We start from the raw sequence: 16,200 nt of genomic DNA, 5'->3' as shown, positions 1-16,200 counted from the left end.
CCTGGCAGCCATGCACAAGTCCCTGGCCCTCACGGCCCTCACCCTGACCTTCCCCGCGACCCTCGCCACCCCACCGGCCCACGCGACGGCCACGGCCCCAGTACAGGCCCACGTCTCTGAGCTCAAGCTGCCGGCTCCCACCGGGCGGCGGCCCGTGGGAACGGAAAGCCTGCACCTTGTGGATCGCAGCCGGCGGGACCCGTGGAACCCCGACGCTGAGCACAGGGAGCTGATGGTGACGCTCTGGTACCCGGCGAAGAAGGCCGTCGGGGCGCGGGCGGCGTACATGACGCGGGCGGAGTCGGAGGCGGTGCTCGCCGACTACGACGTGCCGGACAAGAGCGTGTTCAGCCGGGTCGTCACGCACGCGCGGCTCAAGGCGCCCGTTGCCAAGGGCAGGCTGCCGCTGGTCGTCATGTCGCCGGGGTTCAGCTTCCCGAGGGCGACGCTGACGTCGCTGGCCGAGGACTTCGCCGCCAGGGGGTATCTCGTCGCGGCGGTGGAGCACACGTACGAGTCGGTCGGCACCACGTTCCCCGACGGCCGCACCACCACCTGCCTGGCCTGCGAGCAGCGGCCGGACGGCGCGGACGTGGCGGCGGGCCGGGTGAAGGACGTGCGGTTCGTGCTGGACGAGCTGCTCGACGGCCGCTGGGCCCGGCGCATCGACCGCGGGAAGATCGCCATGGTGGGCCACTCCATGGGCGGGTACGCCGCCGCCCAGACCATGCTCGCCGACCGCCGCATCAAGGCGGGCGTCAACCTGGACGGCACCTTCAAGGTCGGCAAGCCGCTCAAGCGCCCGTTCATGGTGATCGGCACCCCGTCACACGCCCCCGGCGAGGGGAGCGGCAGCTGGGACGAGGCATGGACGCACCTGAAGGGGCCGAAGCGGTGGATCACGGTGGCGGGCACCGACCACGCGGCGTTCGTCGACTACGCGGTGCTGCGCAAGCCCCTGGGCATCCCGGCGCAGCAGCTCGACGGCGCCCGGGCGTTGGAGATCACCCGGGCGCACCTGGCCGCGTTCGTGGACCGGCACCTGCTGGGCCGGCGCACCCCGGTGAAGAACCATCCGGAGGTCACCGACCACTCCCGTACCGCGGCGAAAAGCTGAGCGGCCCTCAGACGGCGCTTGAGCGCCCCGGCCGTCAGAAGGCGCTGATGGTGGCGGGGGCGCGTTCGGCGCGGCTCAGCGTGCGGATGACGGCCGTGGGGCCGTGGCGGTGGACGGCGAGGCGGGCCAGCAGCTCGACCACCGGGTCGATCACCGACGGCGGCAGCCCCGGCGTCTCGACGCCGACGCTGGCGGCCAGGTCGTCGCCGTGGACGACCAGCTCCACGAGCCGGGTGAGCAGGAAGTCGTCGAGGAGCAGCGGCCAGCCGGCGGGCGTGTTGACGACCCGGTCGGCGGGCTCGGAGGCGAGCGCCGCGCGCTGCATGTCGAGCAGCGCCTGGCTGCGCTCGACCAGCAGGGCGGGCCCGGCGGCCGCGGCCGCCTCACCGCCGCGCCTGATGCTGAGGTTGCTCTCGTGGTCGAGCCCGGCCTGCACCCACGGCGAGCGCGTGTAGTGCTCCAGGAGCGTGATGGGCGGCTGGACGGCCCCGTTGGGGGCGAGCGCCTCGCCGACCCTGACGAGCTGATGGGCCAGGTGCCCGGCGAGCCCCGCGACGCTGAACTCCACCAGCGCGCTCGGCTTGTCCCATGACGCCGCCACCGCCGGGTGGCGAAGGAGCTCCACCGCCGACTCCGCGGCCAGCAGATAGGACTGCCTGCTTTCGACCATAGGTCGCACTCTCCCGGGATGAGGTGTGTCGATACGTAGCTCGTAACAACCGGACGTAGCTCGTAACAACCGGCTCCCGGATTGCCATCCCGCTCCGGGGGTTCAGGCCAGCGCCCGGCCGATCGCGGATCTGACGAACGCGCGCGCCAGCCGTCCCCGCCGATAGCGGCTGAGCACCGGCTGCTCGGTGCCGTAGCGGCGGGCGCGGATGTCGGCGATCAGCACGGCGGGGGCGCCCAGCTCGTGCAGCACCTCGAGTGCCTCCCGCTTGCTGATCAGCCGGCCGTCCTGCAGGGTGACCGTGGCCCTGGCCACCGTCACCATGCCTAAGTCCACCCACACGTCCTGCAGCCAGCGCCGCCGCCCCTGCGCCCGGACGAGCCAGAAGTCGCGCAGGTCCGCGCGGATGAAGCGGGCCAGCTCCTCGTCCGAGACGGGGGGCAGCAGCTCGGTGGGCGGCGGGCCGTACAGGACTCTGGCGCCCTCGTGCAGCTCGCGCCGCGTCACCGCCGTCACAGGGCGCCGGAAGATGTGCTCCTGCGCCCACGTGATGTGCTCGGCGCCGAGGTCGTCGAGCTCCTGTCTCGCCATGTACGAGCAGTGCAGCCGCTCCGCGAGCGGCAGGCGTAGCCTCCTGTGCACCGCCTTGATCCGCCGCCAGTGATCCATGGTCGGCGTGGTGTCGAGCACCGCGACCAGGTCGAGGTCACTGCGTCCTGGTTGATAGTCGCCGGTCGCTAACGAGCCGTGGGCCCAGAGCGCGACCAGGGGGACGGCCGGCTCGACGCCCTCGAGAAAAACCTCCAGCAGGCGTTCCGTCGCTGCGTGCATGATGGCAACTATGATCGAAACCCGGCTGTCTGGAAAGGTCGCGCTGATCACCGGAGCCAACCAGGGCATCGGCGCGGCGGCCGCCCGCGCGCTGGCGGCCGAGGGCGTGGCGGTCTTCCTCACGTACAAACGGCTGACGCCGCTGAGCGACCCGGTCTATCCCGCGGCCTACGACCAGGCGCGCGCCGCCGACGCCTCCGAGGTCGTGGCCCGCATCCGCGAGGCGGGCGGCACGGCGGAAGCGGTGGAGGCCGACCTCGCCGACCCGGCCGTCGCCAAGGCCCTGTTCGACCAGGCCGAGAAGGCGTTCGGCCCGGTGGAGATCCTGGTCAACAACGCCAGCGGCTGGCTCAGCGACACCTTCTCGCCCGCCGAGCGCGACGGGTTCGGCCGCCCGCTGCGCCCGGTCGACGCCGAGACCCACGAGCGGCTGTTCGCCGTCGACGTACGCGCGCCCGCCCTGCTGATCGCCGAGTTCGCCCGCCGCCACCTGGAGCGCGGCGCGAGCTGGGGCCGCGTCATCGGCCTCACCTCGGGCGGCCCCGACGGCTTCCCCACCGAGGTCAGCTACGGCGCGGCCAAAACCACACGTTCTCTAGTTAGTTACCAGCATGCTGCTTGACCTGCGAGGATACGTCAAGATCTTTACCATTGCCAAGTCGGCTTCTGAGGGCGAGTGTGATCCATGAGGATGGGAGGTCTCGTGGAAGCGAAGCCACACCGAGCGCCTCGCCCCACGGCTGCCATGGGCCGGCCTTCTTAGAGCGGTTCTGCTGCCGTGCCTGGCATAGCCTCTCCATCGTCCTCGGCTGCATCCGCCCGACCGACGTAGAAGCTCAGGCGGGACCTCCCGCCAGGATGGTCTATGCGGACCTCTCCGCAGATTCGACGGATGATCCACAGGCCCATACCGCGCTTCGCATCAGGGCTGGGTTCCAGAGTGAGATGACCGGCGTGTAACGAATTCCCTGAGTCGACGATCTCAACTCCCACACCGACCTGGCGCTCGAACAAGGTTACCGTCCCTGGCATGTCGCCGTGTTCGAGCGCGTTGCTCATACCCTCGTTGACGGCGATCAGCAGGTCCTGTAACCGGTCTCCTTTGAGGCCGCACGCCACGCCGAACAGTTCGACGTTCGCGCGCATTCTCGCGAGGTCGGGTGTGATCTCCCAATGTGTACGGAAGTCGGCGGACATGCTTTGCCTCCGCTCGCCAATGGACCGAGACGGATACTCGACTCAACAGCCAGTATGCCGCGATGCCTCGCTTTCCGGGTTTGGACAGCGCGGAACGTCAGCACGTGGCCTCATGCCCGGTGGGGGATGTCGGGCAGGGGATCTCAGGACTTCGGGCCGCGAATCTCAACCCTGTCAGCAGGCAACACTTGAACGTCTCCACCGGGCCGTTCCACGACAACCACAGAGGCCCCCTCCGGTAGGTCGAGTTCACGTTGCTCCGAATCGCTCGCCTGGCGCACGATGATGCGCACGCCTGGCTCCGGCGTAATCACCGTCAGGAAGTCTGCGCCGACCTTCACGAAGCTCCCACGGTTCTTGACCGTGTAGACGATCCCGAGATCACGAAGAACGCTAAGCGCCTGCAACACAGTCTGGCGGGCAACGCCGTATTCCTGCTCTAGGTGCGTGACGCTGGGGAGTCGCTGGCGGGGGGCCCACTCCCCAGCCTCGATGCGGGCGCGGAGTAGCGCTGCGATCTGCTCATACACCGGGGAGTCCGCCTCATAGTTGATCACATACTGACCATAGGTAGGCGTACCGCCCCTCCCTGGTTGGGCTCAATCTATACCGTGAGACATCTACTGGAAGCTTGTAATGGGTTTACTACGATGCAAACTACTGGCGAGTAACCCTCTATCATCGAGGACGTGACCCCGCTTCAGACCTTGGACGGCTCCGGCCACGCTGTCGGTCGGCGGTCTCCGCACGACCAGATGCGCGCCGTGGGCACGCCGGGATGGGGAGACCGGGCATGACCAAAATCTCGCGCATAGTGCTGGAGGACATCGCGCGCCTACGCGCAGCGGGACTCACGCCGGGCCAAATATCCCGAACGGTCGGCGCAAACATTCTCACTATTACCGAAGCCATCAATCAGTTGGAACAAGAGGCCCAGCTAGAAGCGGAAACTGTAGCGGAACCGAAGAGTGAGTTTGATGCGCAGCCTCCGCCCTGGCATGACGGCGCGTGGTTGGCCGAGAGAGCAGCCCAATTGGGAGAGGATCACGCGTCGCGCGAGGCGTTGCAGAGAGTGGCGTTCTTCGATCTCTTTCATCTGAGCATCGATGACATGCGCGATGGCTATAGCGCCAGCGCGTTGTATCAACTGTATTTGCGCCATCGAGTTCGGGGGCGGATGCGTTAGTGCCCATGTGAGGAGACGGTAAGGCCCTGCGGATGGAGATGGGAGAGCGAAATGAGTTCTGAGAGAATCGACCTGGAGATTAACCTCGAATTCATCAAGCGAATCTTCGATCAGATGGACACGCAACTTGAATCCATGTCAGACTTCGATGAAGCCTACGAGATCGCAACTCGCCTGGCTGTCGCCATGCGAACGATTGCCGATAGGGCCGCCATGGCTCGCGCGAAGTCCGCAGCAAAGATATCCGAGTCAGAACAACTGTCCCTGCAAGGGCTTGCCGACAAGTTGGGTATCTCCAAATCCCGTGCTGCTCAGCTACTTCGAAACGCAGATCATGACCAGAGTATGAATTGCCCTGAATTAAAAGCAAGTTAGATGTGATCATCGTAGTGTCACTTCATATCCCTCCACTGGAATCGATTATGTCAGCGAACGGCTATCTAGATCGCGACGAGTTGACCGATGACGAGTGGGAGCGACTGAAACCGCTACTTTGGCCGCTGGCACTCCAGCACACGACACGCTATCTACACCACCGGACCGTGATAAACGCTGTCCTCTACCGGATGCGGACCGGCTGTCCGTGGCATCGCTTGCCGGAAGGTTATGGGAATTGGAGAACAATCTACCAACGGCATCGTCGCTGGACGAGAAATAGAACATGGGACGCAATTCTGAATAGCTTGGGCATCGAATAGCGGCGAGTCCGATCGCCGCTCTCAAACTCCGGCAGGTGTAGTTGCCGCCATCTCTGCCGGGGCGGGAAACATTCACGCCATGGAGGGGTTAGTGAATGGCTCCCGTGACACCACAAGGCCCCCAGCAGCTTCCTAATCCGCACAGGGGAGAGGGGAAGATGCTGGGGGCCTTCTGCTGGTCGTTGGGGGTGCCGCCCCCCTCACTCGACGTCTGCGATGATGTCTACGGATAGGTCTAGGTAGTTGTCCCGAACCGTAGCGAAGAGGCGTGTGCCCCCCGCGTCGTTCGTCTCGCTCGGCTGCACTTCGGCGTAGAGAGCTTCGCGCCAGGCTTCGAAGTCCGAGCGGCGTTGCTCTGGAGACTCTGCATCGCAGACGCCTGTGATGGCGGCCGATTCTGGCCTGCTTATCAGGGACCAGGTGATTATGGGCAGATTTTCGTTCACTGCTCTTGCGAGCAATCCCTTGAGGGCTTCTGCTGCCCACTGTTGCGCTTGTAGCTGCTCCTTGTTGGTTTCCTTTCCCGAAGAGCCCTCGCCCTTTAGATCAGCTGAGCCTGATATGGCTGTGTCGTCGTGTTTTTCCTCTGAGCCATTCGTCATTGTGTCTCTCGCTCCTCGGTAAGTGTGAGTGGTTCTTGTCCGTGCTCGTGGTCGTACATTCCTGCCAGCGCCGGCCGGAATGCTCTTAGGTGGTCCGGCCACCTGCCACAGAGCGCTGACCGGGCGGCTGAGTCGGTTTGTAGCAAGAACTGCAAATGCCTTAGACCATGCATGAGCACATCGATATATCGAGGGATAGGTGCTTCTGTTGCCTCGACGGGGATTGGCTTTCCAACTGCATCCGGTAGGGCTGGACTAATAGGCGCTGCGTTCTTCCACTTATCTCGCACGAATGCGTTACAGCCGATGATGGCGATGTAGGTAAGAATGACGGCGGTATCTTCCGCCCGCCATGAAGTCGAGTGCAGCAGTTTCACGCCATCCGCAGCGTCATTAGCGGACAGAAGATCCGTGACAGCGGTGTGAGGGTCGCTGTCCTGTCGAACCGCCTCAGAACGCCAGGCGTCCTTGCCGCTTATCAGCCACAGCCCAATGTCATCTGCTGATACCGGCCAGACCTCAACAATTACCTCTGTCCGCTCGCTCACCCTAGTTTCCCCTCACTGCGTTTCGTCTTGGGTGTCGGATGTTTCGGCCCTTTGTGCTGCTGCTAGTCGGCGGGCGTGAGCTGCGGATATCCCCAGCTTTGTTCCCCCCAACATGATTCGTTCGTCTCGCTCGCTTTGAACTTTAGGGTCTTTGGCGGTCTTTATTAGTTGGGCCGCGCGTGCTTTCGATACGCCTATGCGGTCAGCAAGACTGGCCAACGACAATTCTTCTTGCTCGAAGATGCGGGCCGCTGAGAGTGCTCTCTGATTTCCAGACTTCTCAAAGAGCCGCCTCATGGTCTCAACCAGCTCTGTTGCGCCTGTGTACGCCTGGTTGTGATCGGTATCCGCATCTATCGCCATAAGTGCTGCATCGAAAGCGCGTTCGAGGTCGGCCAGCGCGGACAGTACCGCCTCGCTCACGCCTTCACTTGCCATACGGGCAGCGTAACGCGCTTCGGACAGGGGGGACTAGACGCGCCGCGTGTAGCCCCCCCTTGACGGTCGTGTAGGGGTCCCTGTACGGTCCTTCGTGTAGCCCCCCCTACACGGCTGTAGGCCAGGGGAAACGCTGAACGAGTTCCAGAAGATTCGGATGGGGGTGATCTTGTGGTGACTAGCACGGAAAGCCCGTACAGCTCACGCTTGATCGCTGTTGTGCGGATCTTGGCCGAACTGCTGGACAACTGCACGGACGGCATGGCCTCAAGTGCTCTCGCCGCCACGGCGCTGCTGTTCGCGGTCATCGCGCTGCACGTGTTGGCCGATGCCCTGGAGAACTGCCCCGGCGTGCTGGCGCTCTACATCCCGCTCTTCGAAAGGAGCTGATCTCCCATGGCTTACGCCATCACCTCAGACGCCCATCGAGGCCGATTCGTCGAGGCCCTGCGGGGGCTGGCTGACTTCCTGGACAGGAACCCGGACCTACCGGTTCCCCGGTATGCACCGGTGCGGATGTCAGTCCACCCGCTCTACGACACCGATGCCGCTACCGAAGCCGATGCACTCGCCGAGGTCGAGCGGATCGCCGCCGTGCTGGGCGTGACGATTCGATCCGAAGCGGGACACCACATCGCCTGTCTGGACTTCGGCCTGGTCGCGTATGAGGCGGTCCTGGTCACGCAGGCGGCCATGGACCGCCGCGAGGCCCGCAACTCTTACCGCGACTGCGTCTCAACAGACCCGCCCTCAGGGGCCTGAGTGGACATCCCCCTGATGATCGTCATGTTTGCGCTGACCGTGGCGCTGATCATCGCGGGGCTGTTCGTGGTGCTGGCCTGCGGCATCCGATCCGCAGACCGGCGCAAGAGTCCATGCGACCGCCCCCTCAACACCGCTGAATTCCTGGCGCGGAGCGTGCTTCTGTACGCCCGCCGCGCTGGTCGGCCCAAGAACGCCGACATCTCGTCCAAGTCCGACAGAGCAAGAAGCAGGTAGGTGATCAACGCTGCGCACTTTCCCGATCAACCATGGGTGCCCCTGTGGCGCTGCCGTGGAGTCTGGTGCCAAGAGCTGCCGGAAGTGCCGTGCCCGCTCCCGCTGGCGCCGCCGCAAGTCCCGTCACGACGGCATCTGAGCCCTCGCGTCTCCCGCCGCCCACACTCGTCCTGGAGAAGGAGGTGATGCCCCCGATGAACGTGTCGATTCCCCTGGTCGTGTTGCTGGCGATCGTGATGCTGGTCGCTGTGCGGTTCCTCAAGCTGCGGATGTGGATGGCGCTGGTCTGCACCGTGTTCGGCTTCCTGCTGGCCGCGACCGCGCTTGCCCCCGACATCAACCGTGCGCTCAGGGCCCTGCTGTCCTGGCTCACCGGTTCCTGACCTGCCCGCCGACCGAAGGAGAGTGATGCCCGAGTGCCTAACCGCCACCCGTACCCCGGACCCGATCTTCAGGAGGTCACCCACCGCCACGGCACCGCCGAACAGCTCATCGCCACCCTCGCCCGCTCTACTCCGGCCTTGAGCGACCTGTGGCGGGACGTCACCGCAGCCCTGCACGACATTCCCGCCCTTGTGGTGGAGATCCGCCGACTCCGCCGCGAGGTCACCACGCTGCGGCTCAGCAGAGCCAACTACCTCGCCGCCATCAACGCCACCCTCAACGCGCACGCCGACGGCGAGCCGGACCCCCTCGCCTACCTGCGGGACGAACTCGCCGACCAGGCCAGCGGGCCACGGCCGGGAGGTCGTGCCTGATGCGGCCAACGCTGGATGGGTTCGCCTGGAAGGACGAGCCAGACAACGCCGGCGAGCAGCCCGCATCAAACGCCGGCACCGCCGCCGCACCCGACGACGACCAGGACGCGCAAGAGGATGAATTCTTCGATCAGGAGTCCGTCTCCGACGATCGACCGGTGATCGGGCCGCCGGTCGATCCGCCCGACGATGCTGGTGCGCTCCCCGACCCGTCTAAGGACGGTCGGGGGCGCGCCCCCATCCTGCCTCCGTGGACGCGCACGCGTGCTGGTCGTCGTGCGATGCTCACCTGGTGGGTCCGGGATGCCGGGTACGTGATCGGCTACCACGTGGTTCGCCTGCCCAAGTACGCGGTCAAGGCGCTGGTCTATGCGCCAGTCGGGTTCTTCTCCGGCATTGCCCGCGTGCTGCGCTGGGCCAGCGCGGAAGAGGGCAACTGGGCGTTGCGGCAGGCCGCAGCCGACCGCAACGATCCGGCCACCTGGCTCAAGCTGGATAAGCAACGGGAACGGCAGGCGCGCTGGCGCTGGTCGGTGCTGCTGGCGATGGCCGTGCTCTCCGGCGCTGCCGTGCCGCTGGCGCTGGCGCTGGACGTGCACGTACCGGTCTGGGTAAGGCTGGCGGTGCTGGCCGCTCTGGTGCCGGTCCTGGCGCGTCTCGGGCGTCCGGAAGACAAGCCGATCACCGATCGGGTCAGTCAGGGGCCGCGCTACCGCAAGCTCACGGCCGAGTTGGTACGCCGTGGCCTGCTCAGCACCGGCATTGCGGCGATCAATCAGGCCGTGGCCAAGGACCAGCACGCGATCAGCTTCCCACAGGAGATCCACCGCGACGGCCCCGGGCACCTGGCCATCGTGGATCTGCCGTTCGGGGTGGAGGCTGCCGACGTGGTTGCGCGGCGGGGCAAACTGGCTTCGGGCATGCGGCTCCCGCTCGACCAGGTATGGCCAGAAGCCGCTACAGGCCATCCTGGACGACTGGCGCTGTGGGTCGGCCACCAACCGGCCAGCACGATGGACACCCCACCGTGGCCGCTGCTGAAGGGCGGCAGCGTGGACGTGTTCAAGCCGTTCCCAGTCTTCATCACGCCCCGCATGGAGACCGTGAACGCCATGCTGATCTTTCGTAACTGGCTGATCGGCGGGCAGCCCGGTTCGGGTAAGACGTTCCTGCTGCGCCTGCTGGTGCTCGCCGCCAGCCTCGACCCTCGCGCCGAGATCCGGGGGTATGAGTTCAAGGGCGTCGCGGACTTCAAGGCCGTCGAACCTGTCTGCGCCGAGTACGGCAATGGGCAGGATGACGACACCATCGGCCGTGCCGCCGCGCTGATCAAATGGCTCTACCACACGGAGTGTCAGCAACGCGCCGCGAAGATCAGCCACTATCACGAGCTGGGCCTGGCCCCCGAGAACAAGGTCACGCCCGAATTGGCCTCGCGTCCGGGGTCCGGATTGCATCCGCTCGTGGTGTTCCTCAACGAGGTCCAGGAGCTGTTCCAACACAAGGACTACGGCTCAGAAGCTGGGGAGCTGTGCGAAAAGGTGATCAAACTGGGTCGCGCGCTGGGCGTGATCCTGCTGCTGGACACGCAGATCCCGGACAAGGACAGCCTGCCAACCGGCATCACACGCAACGTCAACACGCGCGTGTGCCTGTCGGTCCGCGATCAAGTCGCCAACGACATGATCCTCGGTACCGGCATGTACAAGGCGGGCTTCCGCGCGACCGTGTTCGAACCGGGCGAGGACGCCGGGTGGGGCGTGGTCGTGGGCGTGGGCAAGCCCGGTGCGCGCCGTGGCTTCGAGATCAACGGTGACCAGGCCAAACAGGTCGTAGACAGGGCGATCAAGGCGCGTACCGAGGCGGGCACCATGCCGGTCCCCGAGATCCAGACCCGACCCGAACCGCCTGCCTATGACCTGCTGGCCGATGTTGCCACCGTATGGCCAGCAGGGGAAGACGCGGCCTGGAACGCCTACCTGTGCGAACGGCTCGCCGAACTACGACCGAGTGTCTACGGCGGGTGGCGCTCCGAACAGCTCACCAGCGCCTTGAAGCCGCTCGGGGTCAAGGTCGGCCCCATTGGCCGCCGCATCGACGGCAAGAAGCACACCCGACGCGGCATCTACCGCGCCGATCTTGCTCACGCGATCGCGGAACGTAACCAAAATCGTCCCGCTGACTAAAGCGTTGAGCGTGCTTCCGGAAGCGGCTGACACTGCTTCCGGAAGCACCCCCGCTAGCAGCGTGACACGCACATTGACCAGGCCGTTAGCAGGTAGCAGCCTGCCCGCCGGCAACCCCCGCAAACCAGCTCAGGAGGTGGTTGTGACCCTAGACACGCTCGCTGCTGGCGCAGCAATCGCGATCCCCGTCCTGCTCACACTCAGCTACGTCTACAACTGCTACGCCCACCCGTTCGCAGAGCATCGCCGCTGCCACGGCACCGGCCGCATCCCCTACCTGTTCGGCCGTGGCTGGCGCTTCTGTCCCCGATGCCAGGGCACCGGCCTACGCCTACGGATCGGCCGCCGCCTCTGGAACCACATCCACCGACTCCAGCGCGAGGCCGCTCCACCCGATGACCGGTCAACATCAGAAGGGAAGTGATGTGCAACGAGAAAACGGGAAAGCGATAAGCCGAACAGAAAGAGGGTGGTTATCCCGACACCACAGGAATGGGCAGAAGAGCAACTCAAAGATGCACCCGAGCGTTCGAGTGAGTGGGTGAAGGAAGTGGCCCGGATCTACTGCCTCGACACTGAATAGAGTGTACCCGATCGGCTCCTCCTTGCATGGGAGGAGCCGATCGTCTTTGTGTGTCGCATTAGCTGTAGGTGGATGGGCTGACATTCGCGAGCGTGATTAGTTCAAAGGAAGAGCGGCTGACCGGCGCTCGGCTAGCCATGGTTCGGGTCCCGAATGTCAGCGTTCCGATTCATCTGGTTCGCACTTTCGGCGGCTCGTTCTGCTTGCCACCGTTCCGCCCTCTTCAGTATTCCGGTGGCCTCCCGAAGCGTTGGATGACGGCCATGATTGATGCCGGATGTGGCCAGCGCCAATGCGAGGGCAGCGATTAGCTGCAACAGGATAACCAATAGCAGTGCTACTGCGATTACCCAGTCAAGCCATCCGGGGAACTCCAGGATGATGCCAATGAGGGCGGCAAGTTCGCCGATTAGGGATGCACCCAGAACGAAGATCGACCAGCCTGCGATATCGTACTCGCGATTAAGGCTGTTAAATAGTTTTTCCAGTCTCGCTAGGCACTCCTCGCTGCGCGCATAAGCGACGCTGTCCAAGCTCAGGAGATACTTCTTTACGTAGTCGGATGATGGCCCTCTTTCTTCGTCCTCGTCTACAAAGCGATCCTCGTAAACGTGAGCTGGAATGCGGGGGAACGCGAGTCCTCCGGCGGCTAGCTTGCGCGTTAGCGTCTTACATTCATCAAGCTCGCCTTCGACGCCTCTCAACGCTGCTCGTATCTCTAACACTAAGGCGATTATTAGTGTCGGGATGACCTGTGCACTTACAGTAAACAGCTCTTCGTGAGGTGCCACACCAACGAGTGTGGCACCTCTTGATTTCAGTGTCTAGGGGGCGGTGGTATCGTCGAACCTCGCTCACGGTGTCGCCGGTTCGGCCTCTTCTCGCCAGACCGGTCTGAGTAGGCTTGGGTCAAACCGCGCTCCCTTCTTTGAAGGTAGGACGATTACGGCCGTGAGGCTTTTTGCGATGGCCGCCTGCTTCTGTTCCAGCGTAAAGTCAGGCTCGTTCCATATTTTTGCGAGATCAATCGTCTCGGATTTCTGAATATGTTGTTGTGCTTCGTACGCTCGCTTCTCTCGCTTGAGAACAGACTCCCTGGCTTCCATCCTTGCCAGGCTCGGAAAGTAGCGTTCGCTGGAGTATCTTCCGGCCTCATACTCGGCAGTCGATTCTTCGATCCGTTTCTGTAGATCGGCTAGTTCCTGCTCCTTGGGCCATGGAGGAAGATCGGCAGGCTTGCGAAGCTTGATTCGTCGATTGTGCTCTGCGATAACGAGAGCAGTGATGTATTCGTCGATGGGTGCTGCGAGGCGTGCGATTCCTCCACAGCCTCCCATGCCCTTGGCTCGACACGTATAAATCACCACCCGCTTTCCCCGCCGTGTGGCGGGGGTTCCGTTCAGGCGTGCATGACACTTTCCACAGCGAAGGAACGGAGATAGGAGGTACTTGGTCCTGTGGCCGGTGCCCTTCCCGCCTAGGCGTGACGGCTTATGCTCGTTGGGCTTCCATGCGCTGACTACGGCTTCGTACTCTTCGACTGTCAGGATGGGTTCCCAAATGCCCTTCACGGGCTTCCCGTCCTCGTCTCTGATTATCTCGCCTCGGTAGGTGCGTAGCCCGCATATTCGCGGATTTAGATAGATCCCTTGTATCGTGCTTGCGTGCCACTCCCGTGCGCCGGTGACTGTCGGAATCTTCCGTTCGGTCCATTCCTTTGCGAGCGTTAGAGGGCTGACACCTGAGGTTATCCTCTGGAGTTCACGCCTAATATGTGCGACTTCTCGCTTGTTTATCCTGATTCGATCCTTACGCCATCCGAATGGACGCAGCGGGCCACCGCTATTCAGGCCCTTTAGTGCGGCATGGCGCTTCCCGGTGCTGACGCGCCGGGATGTGTTTCGTGATTCCTGGTTCCGCTGGTTCACGAGGTCGCGAGCGGCGGAAATGCCCGCGTCCGTCGTGAGGTCGATGTTGCCCGTCATGCTGACGACGTACGCGCCGTAATGCTCGACGACTTCGATGAGATCTTCGAGTAGACGTGGATCTCTCGTCGCTCTGTCTAGGTCCGGTACTGCGAGTGCATTACATTCTTGACGACGCAGTGCAGTGAGAATCGCTTCCCACTCGGGTCGCACAACGCGATACCCATACGTTCCGTCCGGTAGCCGAACGCGCGTTTTCTTGTACGATGAAACCGCATTTTCGGGCACTTCGCGATCAATTCGTCCCCCCACGCCCCGGACGAACTGACGCAGGTCAGTGAACTGGTTCTCAAGCTGGTCCTTGCGGTCGGCGGACTCCCGCCCGGACAAGATCCATACGAGTTGCTCGGGGTCCTGCTCGATGAGCGTGCGCCCCCCGGCTCGACGCGGTGAGGTCGTCATGTGTCGAAGTATGCACTAGAAGCGGCGTAGCTAAGGCCGCCCAGGAGAACTACACCATGTCGGCCGCGCGCGAACTGGGCCGCCACGGCGTCACGGCCAACATGGTCCATCCACCCGTCACCGACACCGGCTGGGTCAACGAGAAGGTCGCCATCGCGGTCGCCGCCGACGGCGTGCTGCCCGAGGTGGCGCAGCCCGATGACGTCGCCGAGGTGATCACGTTTCTGGCCTCGCACCAGGGGCGGCGGGTGACGGGTCAGGTGGTCAAGATGTACTGAACAGGGCGCTGACCGACTCGCCGTCGTGGATCCGCCGCATGGCCTCGGCCAGCGCGGGCGCGATCGACAGCACGGTCAGCTTGTCGGCCGGCTTGGGCGGCGGCACGGTGTTGGTGCAGACGATCTCCTCGACCTCGGGCAGCGAGGTGAGGCGTTCGAGCGCGCCGCTGGAGAACAGGCCGTGCGTGCACGCCACGCGTACGGACCTGACCTTCTGCTCGCGCAGCCGGTCGAGCAGCTCGATGACCGTGCTGCCCTTGGCGATCTCGTCGTCGAGGATGATCACGTCTTTGCCGGTCACCTCGCCGATCACGGAGCTGATCACCACGCGGTCGTCGCTGAAGCGCTGCTTGGCGCCCATGGCGACGCCGGTGCCGAGCAGCCGCGCGAAGGCGGCGGCCTCTTTGGCGTTGCCCAGGTCGGGGGAGACGACGACGGTGTTGGACAGGTCGTAGCGGCGGAAGTGGGCGGCCAGCTCGCGCAGCGCGTGGAGGTGGTCGACCGGCACGCTGAAGAAGCCGTGCACCTGCGGCGAGTGCAGGGTCATGGCCAGCACCCTGCTGGCGCCCGCGGCCACCATCAGGTCGGCGACCAGGCGGGCGCCGATGGAGATGCGCGGGGCGTCCTTCTTGTCGCTGCGGGCGTAGGCGTAGTGCGGCAGCACCACGGTCGTCCGCGCGGCGGAGGCGCCGCGCGCGGCGTCGAGCATCAGCAGCAACTCCACGAGGTGCTCCTGTACCGGCGGGACGAGCGGCTGGATGAGGAACACGTCGCGCTCCCGGCAGTTGGCCTGGAGCTGCACTTCGAGTACGTCGTTGGCGAAGCGGTTGATCTGTACGGGGTGGAGAGGAGTGCCCAGCTGGGCGCAGATCTCCTCGGCCAGCTCGGGGTGGGCACTGCCACTGAAAACCGTGATGTCTCGCACGATTCCCACATCGTAGCCACCGGCACTGACATGGCCTGGCAGCGGCCCCGCGAGTCGTGAAGGGGCTCAGCGGATCAGCTCGGGGGTGAGCGCGTCGAGGCCGGGCAGCACCCGCCAGGCCAGGGCGAGCGCGTCGGGCGCGGGCGGGTAGCGCGGGTGCGGCACCGCGATCACGTGCATGCCCGCCGCGTACGCCGACCGCAGCCCGTTGCTGGAGTCCTCGACCGCCACGCAGCCCCGGGGATCGACGCCGAGCCGCCGCGCCGCCTCCAGGTAGCCGTCGGGCGCCGGCTTGCCCCGCTCGACCTCCTCGGTGGACACGGTGGCCGCGAAGCACTCCGTCAGCCCCGCCGCGTCGAGCACGACGTCGATCAGCCGCCGGGGGGACGAGCTGGCCAGGCCGAGCGTGGCCGTCGCGGCCAGGCGGCGGACGGTCTCGACGGCCTTCGGCATGAGCGGCACGCCGTCGCGGTAGCGGGCCGCCATCTCGTCGATCACGCCGCGCGCGATGTCGCCCGGCTCCTGCTCGACGCCGATCTCGTGCAGGTAGGCCGCCCATTCGCCGGTGCTCATGCCCATCAGCTTCGTCTGCGTGTCGGGCTGCCAGGTGCCGCCGTGGTCGGCGACGTACGCCCGCCGCACCTCCTCCCACACCGGCTCGGAGTCCACCAGCACACCGTCGAGATCGAATACGCACGCATCCACGTGACCACCCTAATCACCTCCGGACTTGCCGGAGATTCATCCTCTTTAGTGCATCTATTGGGCTATATGTCTGGTTTTCTGGGGCATGCGGC

22 protein-coding genes are annotated in these 16,200 nt (G+C 64.7%); 12 read left to right on the top strand and 10 right to left on the bottom strand.

Annotated elements, in window-relative coordinates; all coding sequences use genetic code 11:
* The first annotated feature begins 10 nt into the window (after positions 1–10).
* On the top strand, positions 11–1,117 hold the full coding sequence (locus AB0K28_RS27180; protein WP_364375368.1) for an alpha/beta fold hydrolase: 1,107 nt from the start codon (positions 11–13) through the stop codon (positions 1,115–1,117).
* A 34-nt stretch (positions 1,118–1,151) separates the two neighbouring features.
* Here the strand turns inward: AB0K28_RS27180 and AB0K28_RS27175 are convergent, their stop codons facing one another.
* Both AB0K28_RS27175 and AB0K28_RS27170 read right to left on the bottom strand, forming a co-directional pair.
* On the bottom strand, positions 1,152–1,787 hold the full coding sequence (locus tag AB0K28_RS27175) for a maleylpyruvate isomerase N-terminal domain-containing protein (protein WP_364375365.1): 636 nt from the start codon (positions 1,785–1,787) through the stop codon (positions 1,152–1,154).
* Between the two features lie 102 nt (positions 1,788–1,889).
* The gene (locus tag AB0K28_RS27170; RefSeq protein ID WP_364375362.1) at positions 1,890–2,618 is read right to left on the bottom strand and encodes a nucleotidyltransferase domain-containing protein; all 729 of its coding nucleotides are present in this window, start codon (positions 2,616–2,618) and stop codon (positions 1,890–1,892) included.
* Between the two features lie 10 nt (positions 2,619–2,628).
* Here AB0K28_RS27170 and AB0K28_RS27165 point away from each other — a divergent pair, with 10 nt between their 5' ends.
* Positions 2,629–3,240: an SDR family NAD(P)-dependent oxidoreductase gene (locus AB0K28_RS27165; protein WP_364375359.1), complete on the top strand. Its 612-nt coding sequence runs from the start codon at positions 2,629–2,631 to the stop codon at positions 3,238–3,240.
* A 137-nt stretch (positions 3,241–3,377) separates the two neighbouring features.
* Here the strand turns inward: AB0K28_RS27165 and AB0K28_RS27160 are convergent, their stop codons facing one another.
* Together AB0K28_RS27160 and AB0K28_RS27155 are read right to left on the bottom strand one after the other, a co-directional pair.
* Entirely contained in the window at positions 3,378–3,815 is a 438-nt protein-coding gene (locus tag AB0K28_RS27160) for an ATP-binding protein (protein WP_364375357.1), read from the bottom strand.
* 143 nt (positions 3,816–3,958) lie between these two features.
* Positions 3,959–4,372, bottom strand: coding sequence for a GntR family transcriptional regulator (locus AB0K28_RS27155; protein WP_364375355.1), 414 nt, complete (start codon positions 4,370–4,372; stop codon positions 3,959–3,961).
* 236 nt (positions 4,373–4,608) lie between these two features.
* Here AB0K28_RS27155 and AB0K28_RS27150 point away from each other — a divergent pair, with 236 nt between their 5' ends.
* The 3 genes from AB0K28_RS27150 to AB0K28_RS27140 are packed head-to-tail and all read left to right on the top strand — an operon-like array spanning position 4,609 to position 5,699.
* Positions 4,609–5,001, top strand: coding sequence for a hypothetical protein (locus AB0K28_RS27150; protein WP_364375352.1), 393 nt, complete (start codon positions 4,609–4,611; stop codon positions 4,999–5,001).
* A gap of 51 nt (positions 5,002–5,052) precedes the next feature.
* Complete coding sequence (locus AB0K28_RS27145) at positions 5,053–5,376, top strand: hypothetical protein (protein WP_364375350.1); 324 nt, start codon at positions 5,053–5,055, stop codon at positions 5,374–5,376.
* Positions 5,377–5,423: 47 nt separating this feature from the next.
* A complete protein-coding gene (locus tag AB0K28_RS27140; RefSeq protein ID WP_364375829.1) occupies positions 5,424–5,699 on the top strand; it encodes a transposase in 276 nt (91 codons plus the stop codon).
* A gap of 200 nt (positions 5,700–5,899) precedes the next feature.
* On the opposite strand, the gene AB0K28_RS27135 is transcribed toward AB0K28_RS27140, so the two are convergent.
* Both AB0K28_RS27135 and AB0K28_RS27130 read right to left on the bottom strand, forming a co-directional pair.
* The gene (locus AB0K28_RS27135; protein WP_364375347.1) at positions 5,900–6,301 is read right to left on the bottom strand and encodes a hypothetical protein; all 402 of its coding nucleotides are present in this window, start codon (positions 6,299–6,301) and stop codon (positions 5,900–5,902) included.
* 560 nt (positions 6,302–6,861) lie between these two features.
* On the bottom strand, positions 6,862–7,287 hold the full coding sequence (locus AB0K28_RS27130) for a hypothetical protein (protein WP_364375344.1): 426 nt from the start codon (positions 7,285–7,287) through the stop codon (positions 6,862–6,864).
* Between the two features lie 207 nt (positions 7,288–7,494).
* Here AB0K28_RS27130 and AB0K28_RS27125 point away from each other — a divergent pair, with 207 nt between their 5' ends.
* The 6 genes from AB0K28_RS27125 to AB0K28_RS27100 all read left to right on the top strand — a co-directional run bounded on the left by AB0K28_RS27125 (position 7,495) and on the right by AB0K28_RS27100 (position 11,230).
* Entirely contained in the window at positions 7,495–7,677 is a 183-nt protein-coding gene (locus AB0K28_RS27125; protein WP_364375342.1) for a hypothetical protein, read from the top strand.
* A gap of 6 nt (positions 7,678–7,683) precedes the next feature.
* The gene (locus AB0K28_RS27120; protein ID WP_364375339.1) at positions 7,684–8,049 is read left to right on the top strand and encodes a hypothetical protein; all 366 of its coding nucleotides are present in this window, start codon (positions 7,684–7,686) and stop codon (positions 8,047–8,049) included.
* The gene (locus tag AB0K28_RS27115; protein ID WP_364375336.1) at positions 8,050–8,286 is read left to right on the top strand and encodes a hypothetical protein; all 237 of its coding nucleotides are present in this window, start codon (positions 8,050–8,052) and stop codon (positions 8,284–8,286) included. It abuts the gene before it with no gap.
* A gap of 194 nt (positions 8,287–8,480) precedes the next feature.
* Entirely contained in the window at positions 8,481–8,669 is a 189-nt protein-coding gene (locus tag AB0K28_RS27110) for a hypothetical protein (protein WP_364375333.1), read from the top strand.
* A gap of 33 nt (positions 8,670–8,702) precedes the next feature.
* Entirely contained in the window at positions 8,703–9,044 is a 342-nt protein-coding gene (locus tag AB0K28_RS27105) for a hypothetical protein (protein WP_364375330.1), read from the top strand.
* Complete coding sequence (locus AB0K28_RS27100) at positions 9,044–11,230, top strand: cell division protein FtsK (protein WP_364375327.1); 2,187 nt, start codon at positions 9,044–9,046, stop codon at positions 11,228–11,230. The genes AB0K28_RS27105 and AB0K28_RS27100 overlap by 1 nt, the downstream gene beginning before the upstream one ends.
* A gap of 714 nt (positions 11,231–11,944) precedes the next feature.
* Here AB0K28_RS27100 and AB0K28_RS27095 read toward each other — a convergent pair.
* Together AB0K28_RS27095 and AB0K28_RS27090 are read right to left on the bottom strand one after the other, a co-directional pair.
* Positions 11,945–12,604, bottom strand: a complete 660-nt coding sequence (locus AB0K28_RS27095) for a hypothetical protein (RefSeq protein ID WP_364375324.1) — start codon at positions 12,602–12,604, stop codon at positions 11,945–11,947.
* Between the two features lie 63 nt (positions 12,605–12,667).
* Positions 12,668–14,200, bottom strand: coding sequence for a recombinase family protein (locus tag AB0K28_RS27090; protein ID WP_364375321.1), 1,533 nt, complete (start codon positions 14,198–14,200; stop codon positions 12,668–12,670).
* Here AB0K28_RS27090 and AB0K28_RS27085 point away from each other — a divergent pair.
* A complete protein-coding gene (locus AB0K28_RS27085; protein WP_364375318.1) occupies positions 14,188–14,478 on the top strand; it encodes an SDR family oxidoreductase in 291 nt (96 codons plus the stop codon). The genes AB0K28_RS27090 and AB0K28_RS27085 overlap by 13 nt on opposite strands.
* Here AB0K28_RS27085 and AB0K28_RS27080 read toward each other — a convergent pair.
* Together AB0K28_RS27080 and AB0K28_RS27075 are read right to left on the bottom strand one after the other, a co-directional pair.
* Entirely contained in the window at positions 14,465–15,403 is a 939-nt protein-coding gene (locus tag AB0K28_RS27080) for a ribose-phosphate pyrophosphokinase (RefSeq protein ID WP_364375315.1), read from the bottom strand. The two genes, AB0K28_RS27085 and AB0K28_RS27080, sit on opposite strands and share 14 nt — an antisense overlap.
* 66 nt (positions 15,404–15,469) lie before the next feature.
* Entirely contained in the window at positions 15,470–16,108 is a 639-nt protein-coding gene (locus AB0K28_RS27075; RefSeq protein ID WP_364375313.1) for an HAD family phosphatase, read from the bottom strand.
* Positions 16,109–16,200: the final 92 nt, after the last annotated feature.

It is taken from the genome of Nonomuraea sp. NPDC049504, assembly GCF_040676845.1.
Taxonomy (GTDB): Bacteria; Actinomycetota; Actinomycetes; order Streptosporangiales; family Streptosporangiaceae; genus Nonomuraea; species Nonomuraea salmonea.
This window is presented reverse-complemented; position numbering and strand designations above follow the sequence as displayed.

What these genes read in the sequence shown, in the direction of transcription:
- AB0K28_RS27180 (WP_364375368.1), top strand. Translation starts at nt 11, where the DNA reads ATGCACAAGTCCCTGGCCCTCACGGCCCTCACCCTGACCTTCCCCGCG.
- AB0K28_RS27175 (WP_364375365.1), bottom strand. Translation starts at nt 1,787, where the DNA reads ATGGTCGAAAGCAGGCAGTCCTATCTGCTGGCCGCGGAGTCGGCGGTG.
- AB0K28_RS27170 (WP_364375362.1), bottom strand. Translation starts at nt 2,618, where the DNA reads ATGCACGCAGCGACGGAACGCCTGCTGGAGGTTTTTCTCGAGGGCGTC.
- AB0K28_RS27165 (WP_364375359.1), top strand. Translation starts at nt 2,629, where the DNA reads ATGATCGAAACCCGGCTGTCTGGAAAGGTCGCGCTGATCACCGGAGCC.
- AB0K28_RS27160 (WP_364375357.1), bottom strand. Translation starts at nt 3,815, where the DNA reads ATGTCCGCCGACTTCCGTACACATTGGGAGATCACACCCGACCTCGCG.
- AB0K28_RS27150 (WP_364375352.1), top strand. Translation starts at nt 4,609, where the DNA reads ATGACCAAAATCTCGCGCATAGTGCTGGAGGACATCGCGCGCCTACGC.
- AB0K28_RS27145 (WP_364375350.1), top strand. Translation starts at nt 5,053, where the DNA reads ATGAGTTCTGAGAGAATCGACCTGGAGATTAACCTCGAATTCATCAAG.
- AB0K28_RS27140 (WP_364375829.1), top strand. Translation starts at nt 5,424, where the DNA reads ATGTCAGCGAACGGCTATCTAGATCGCGACGAGTTGACCGATGACGAG.
- AB0K28_RS27135 (WP_364375347.1), bottom strand. Translation starts at nt 6,301, where the DNA reads ATGACGAATGGCTCAGAGGAAAAACACGACGACACAGCCATATCAGGC.
- AB0K28_RS27130 (WP_364375344.1), bottom strand. Translation starts at nt 7,287, where the DNA reads ATGGCAAGTGAAGGCGTGAGCGAGGCGGTACTGTCCGCGCTGGCCGAC.
- AB0K28_RS27120 (WP_364375339.1), top strand. Translation starts at nt 7,684, where the DNA reads ATGGCTTACGCCATCACCTCAGACGCCCATCGAGGCCGATTCGTCGAG.
- AB0K28_RS27110 (WP_364375333.1), top strand. Translation starts at nt 8,481, where the DNA reads ATGAACGTGTCGATTCCCCTGGTCGTGTTGCTGGCGATCGTGATGCTG.
- AB0K28_RS27100 (WP_364375327.1), top strand. Translation starts at nt 9,044, where the DNA reads ATGCGGCCAACGCTGGATGGGTTCGCCTGGAAGGACGAGCCAGACAAC.
- AB0K28_RS27090 (WP_364375321.1), bottom strand. Translation starts at nt 14,200, where the DNA reads ATGACGACCTCACCGCGTCGAGCCGGGGGGCGCACGCTCATCGAGCAG.